This is a genomic window from Palleronia sp., assembly GCF_042089775.1.
Classification (GTDB): Bacteria; Pseudomonadota; Alphaproteobacteria; order Rhodobacterales; family Rhodobacteraceae; genus Palleronia.
The window spans coordinates 1-4,135 of the sequence record NZ_JBELKF010000172.1 but is presented as its reverse complement, the minus strand read 5'-3'; the positions used below and the strand labels follow the sequence as shown (position 1 = coordinate 4,135).

Annotated in this window: 4 protein-coding genes; 2 read left to right on the top strand and 2 right to left on the bottom strand. The window is 62.8% G+C overall.

The genetic code is table 11. The features are described 5' to 3' along the window. Positions 1-555, top strand: a 555-nt coding sequence (locus ACFDS3_RS19355; RefSeq protein WP_375263974.1) for a hypothetical protein, incomplete at its 5' end; no start/stop codon positions are given. 87 nt (positions 556-642) lie between these two features. Here ACFDS3_RS19355 and ACFDS3_RS19350 read toward each other — a convergent pair. Together ACFDS3_RS19350 and ACFDS3_RS19345 are read right to left on the bottom strand one after the other, a co-directional pair. Continuing rightward, positions 643-960 (bottom strand): hypothetical protein, encoded by a 318-nt coding sequence (locus ACFDS3_RS19350; protein ID WP_375263973.1) that lies wholly within the window; start codon positions 958-960, stop codon positions 643-645. 208 nt (positions 961-1,168) lie between these two features. Further along, positions 1,169-3,169: a hypothetical protein gene (locus ACFDS3_RS19345; protein WP_375263972.1), complete on the bottom strand. Its 2,001-nt coding sequence runs from the start codon at positions 3,167-3,169 to the stop codon at positions 1,169-1,171. A 446-nt stretch (positions 3,170-3,615) separates the two neighbouring features. On the opposite strand from ACFDS3_RS19345, the gene ACFDS3_RS19340 reads away from it, so the two are divergent. Continuing rightward, positions 3,616-4,135: hypothetical protein (locus ACFDS3_RS19340; protein WP_375263971.1), on the top strand; the 520-nt coding region annotated here is incomplete at its 3' end.

Genomic DNA, 4,135 nt, shown 5'->3' with positions numbered 1-4,135 from the left:
GCGGTCTCGGCGAACGCCTGGAAGGCCGTGGGGGTCAGCGAAGCCCTGGAAGATCAGGGGGCACATGTGGCGACGACGCGGGTCGAAGGCGTTCGCCGCCTGGCCGCGGCCGCGGCGCTCGAAGCAGACGATGCCAGCCTTCGCGAATACGCGACCCTCGAGCAGTCGGGGCGGGTCGAGGTGTCGCTCGGCATGTGGAGCGTCGAGGAACTGGACGAATGGGCGGGCCGGATCGTGTCCCTCGATGCCCGCATCGATCAGGTGATCGACGAGGTCCAGGTCGACCTGATGGCCTCCGGCCTGCGAAAGGACGAAGCGTCGCTGCTCGCCCGCGGGCTGCTGCTTGCCAGTTCGGTGGAGGCGCGCTTCGGTGGAGATCACCCGGTGTCGCGCACCACGCTTGCCCAGATGATCGACGAGGACGAGCCCGAAGCCGGGTCCGTGGCGCGAGCGGCGCTCGGTCGGATCGATGCCGGGATCGGCCGGGACTTCGAGAAGGTGATGGAGCGGGCCCGCTTTACCGATCGGCCCGTGACGGTCGCGATGGAATTCTGAAGCACCGCGACCTCTGAGAGGCGCGGCCGCGCTACTCCTGCTGATCGCCGGTTGAAGGGGTCGGGGTAGGACAACGCGCGAGCCCGATCAGCCGTCCTTCACCTGCCGGTCCCGATCATCGATCTCGTCCATCTCGGCGATATGCGCCTGAATCCTGTCGATGGCCCTTCGATGGCGGCGCATCAGGTTGGCACGACGGACGCCATTCACCGCGACTCCGACGGCGACGATGGCGAGCGCCAGCACGATCAGCCCGGCGCGCAAAGCGGATCCAACCTGTGAGAAATCCGCCAATGCGAAGGCGCCGAGCGCGATCAGCAGGACCGTCGCGTCGACACGGCCGAGAACGATGAACGCGTCGAAGATCGATCGATTATCTTGGTCGGGACCGCCCACACGGGTCATGATACGCTCCTCGCTTGGGCCTGTCGTTACTGTAAGTCCACGAGCCGAGATGCCGCAAGGGCAGGGCAGGGCATGTCCGGCTCCGGACCGTAATCGGCGCCGATCCTGAACACGCCTGCACCGCGCAAAGAAACGACCTGCCACCATCAAGGCGGCAGGTCGCAAGTCGAACCTGGCAAAAGGGTCAGCGTGCGGTGTCAGCCAGGCCTTACTGACCCTGCGCTTTTTCCTTCTGGATGCGCCAATCCCGGTAGCTCTCCCAGGCCTGCAGGTAGAGGCGCAGCATCTCGGCACGCTTGGCCTTGTCCTTGTAGGCGCCGTGGATATCGGTCCGCATCTTGCCCAGCGGGTTGCCCTTCTCGATGCCTTCGCCGGTCTTCAGGATGTCGAAGAATTCATCGTAATAATCCGCCCGCTCCTCTTTCACCCGGGCCAGGATGTAGGTCAGCACACCGGCCGAGCCGAGCGACTTCAGGCGGCGCGCATCGGAGAAGACTTCTGCGAGGGTCGGGTGTTTTGCCAGCGTGATGCTGAGTTCGGTGGTCGATGGCGTGACCTGGGCCAGGATGTCGAGGCCACTGTCGACCCGCCACATGAACTTCGCCGCGGCCTTCAGAACCCGTTCGTCGCCAGCGGAGCTGTCGGCCAGCTTCGAGCGCTTGGCATGGGTGTCGAAGGTCGAGAACGCCTCTTCGGCCACGTTCCACGAGATCGGGATCTCGATCGGTTCGTTGGCCTCGATGCAGGCCATCAGGCGGTGCTGGCCGTTGAGCAGGCGGGTGTTGCTCGCGTCGGCGTCGTCAGCGAAGGGATTGCGCGTGAAGGCGATCGGCTGCGCGTTCACCATCCAGAACCCGCCCTTGATGTCGCGCGCCATCATCTTGACGTGGGCCGGCTGGATCTTCCGGTTGTGCATGTTGAAGCGCAGCAACTCGCGCGCCAGCTTCGGCGTCACCGTGATCGTCTTGAGCTGAAGCTGAGGCCGCTCGCCTTCGTGATCATGAGCCTCCTTCAGTTCCTTGCCGATGCGATCCTCGTAATCGTCGCTCTCGGCGAGATCCGTGACGCGACCCTCGCGAATACCGGGGTAGCCATCCATGATCGGCAGGCCGAGGTTCGGAATCGGCACGTCCTTCATCGGCGGCTTGAAGTCGACATCCAGGCTCTCGGGATCGATGTCGTCGATCTCGTCCTTGCGGCCTTCCTTCCTCAAACGCCGCTTCTCGGCGGCCACCGCCTTCTTGATCGCCTGCTCATGGGCGGCCTCGTAGCGCGCCTCGTCGACAACTTCCATCATCGAGGTGTCGGGGGACCACAGGTAGGTGTCGCGGGACAGATCGCCGTTGAAGGCATCGTTGAAGGCCTGAATGGCGCCGCCGATTTCTTCATCCTCACCCAGGCCGGCGGTGTTGCTGCCTTTGCTTAAACGCCGTGCGCGGGCGCGGTGCGACAACATCTCGTTGCGGAACTTGTAGGTCGACCGGAACGAGGCGTTCTTCTCGTCGACATCCGGATGGAAGTCGCGGAGGAACTTGTGCAGATCATCCATTCGGTCGGCGCGCAGCGCCATGAAGAACAGGATGTTCAGCACGCCACTGCGCAGCAGGTTGTTCTTGTAATTGTCGCTGATGGTGACCGCTTCGATCAGCTCCGGATTGGCCTCCAGGACCCGCTCGAGGCGCGACCAGGCGATCTGCGCCTTGCTGCGGCCGAATATCCCGTTCTCGATGCGGATCATGCGCCCCATAAGGCGTGCCACGGTGCCGGCCTGCGGGACGCCGCGCGCTTCGAGGACGCCGCTGTAGCGGCGCTTGCGGTGCTGGTCGATGGTGTGAACGACATCGCCTGGCACGTTGCGTGCCATCACCGTTCTGATGGCGGTGTCCGCGTCCCGGATCGCCGCGAGACGGTGGAAGCCGTCGATCACGCGGCCTTTCTCATCGAGGATGATCGTCTGGCTGTTCAGGATCCATGCATCCTTGCGCATCGCGCTCGCATAGGACTTGATCGCCCGTTTGTCTTCCCGGCGCTGAACGGCAATGGAGCGAAGCATGACGCCCGCCTCGTGCGGTGTGATCGTCTCCTCGGTGTAGACGATGCCGGAAGGGCTCTTCTCGAGGAGGCGCGCGTCCGTTTTTCCCCCATCCACGACCTGGTGCTGGTCACCATTGTCAGTGTCCTGAATGGCTGCGTTTTCTATAACGGTCATCGCATGAAGCTCCTGATCGAAAGTCATCATCGTTCCTGTAATGCTGCGTGCTGCCTTCGGCTGTCGGAGGGTTCGATTTTTCCTCGCAAAGCCGAGGACGGCGTGCGCGTCTGTGATCATCATCTCTATTTTGCGAAGAATTCCGAACATACGGAAAAGTCTGTTTCGCAGGACTTGGGGGTTGGATCTTCGCCTTCAAGCTAAAAACTTGCTTCAAGCAACATCCGCAACATCATGCCCTCACGTCAAGACTTCCGTGGTGTCAAAATTGTTTTTCGCATCAATATATAGGGGGTAAACCGCGAACATAGTCTATATGCACCACGAGATCCGGTGCGCGTGGGTCGGTTTTCCACGACTTTCCGGCTCCGCGGCTCCAGTCGGTGTGCTACTTTTTTCGCAAGATTCGTTTATCGTCGGCGCAACAGGATCGCGAGAGGCAGGCCATGACCGTCCATATGAACGTGAAGTGCAAGGAAGGCCGGTTCCGCGGGGATCTGCCGAAGTGGAGCGCTTCGGTGACCGGGGCCAGCTACTACTTCACCAGCAAGCTCGAGAAGCTGCTCGACATCCATGGCTTCGCGCCCTTCGCGGTCGAGCCCGGCCGGTCGACCTGGACCCTGAAGCCCTCGATCTGCCAGCCGCCCCTCTACCTGGCGACCATCCTGAAATCCCAATACAATGGCCAGCTGAGTGCCCAGGTGAGCTCGATGCTCGAGGCGGCGACCGCCGGGCGCAAGCGCGAGGACGGCCTCGATCGGTTTCTCGGTCGCCCCGCCAGCGATCCGGCGGGAGCGCAGCCCCTGCGCATCGAGGCCGGCACGAAGATCTTCGTGGCCAATTGCGACGAGGATGACATCGAGCGGCGCAACTTCCTGATCGGCGCCGGTTGGCACCCGGTCAGCAAGCCATCCGAGAAGCTCGTCGAGAAGTTCGGGACGATGCCGTTTCGCACCTCCGATGCCT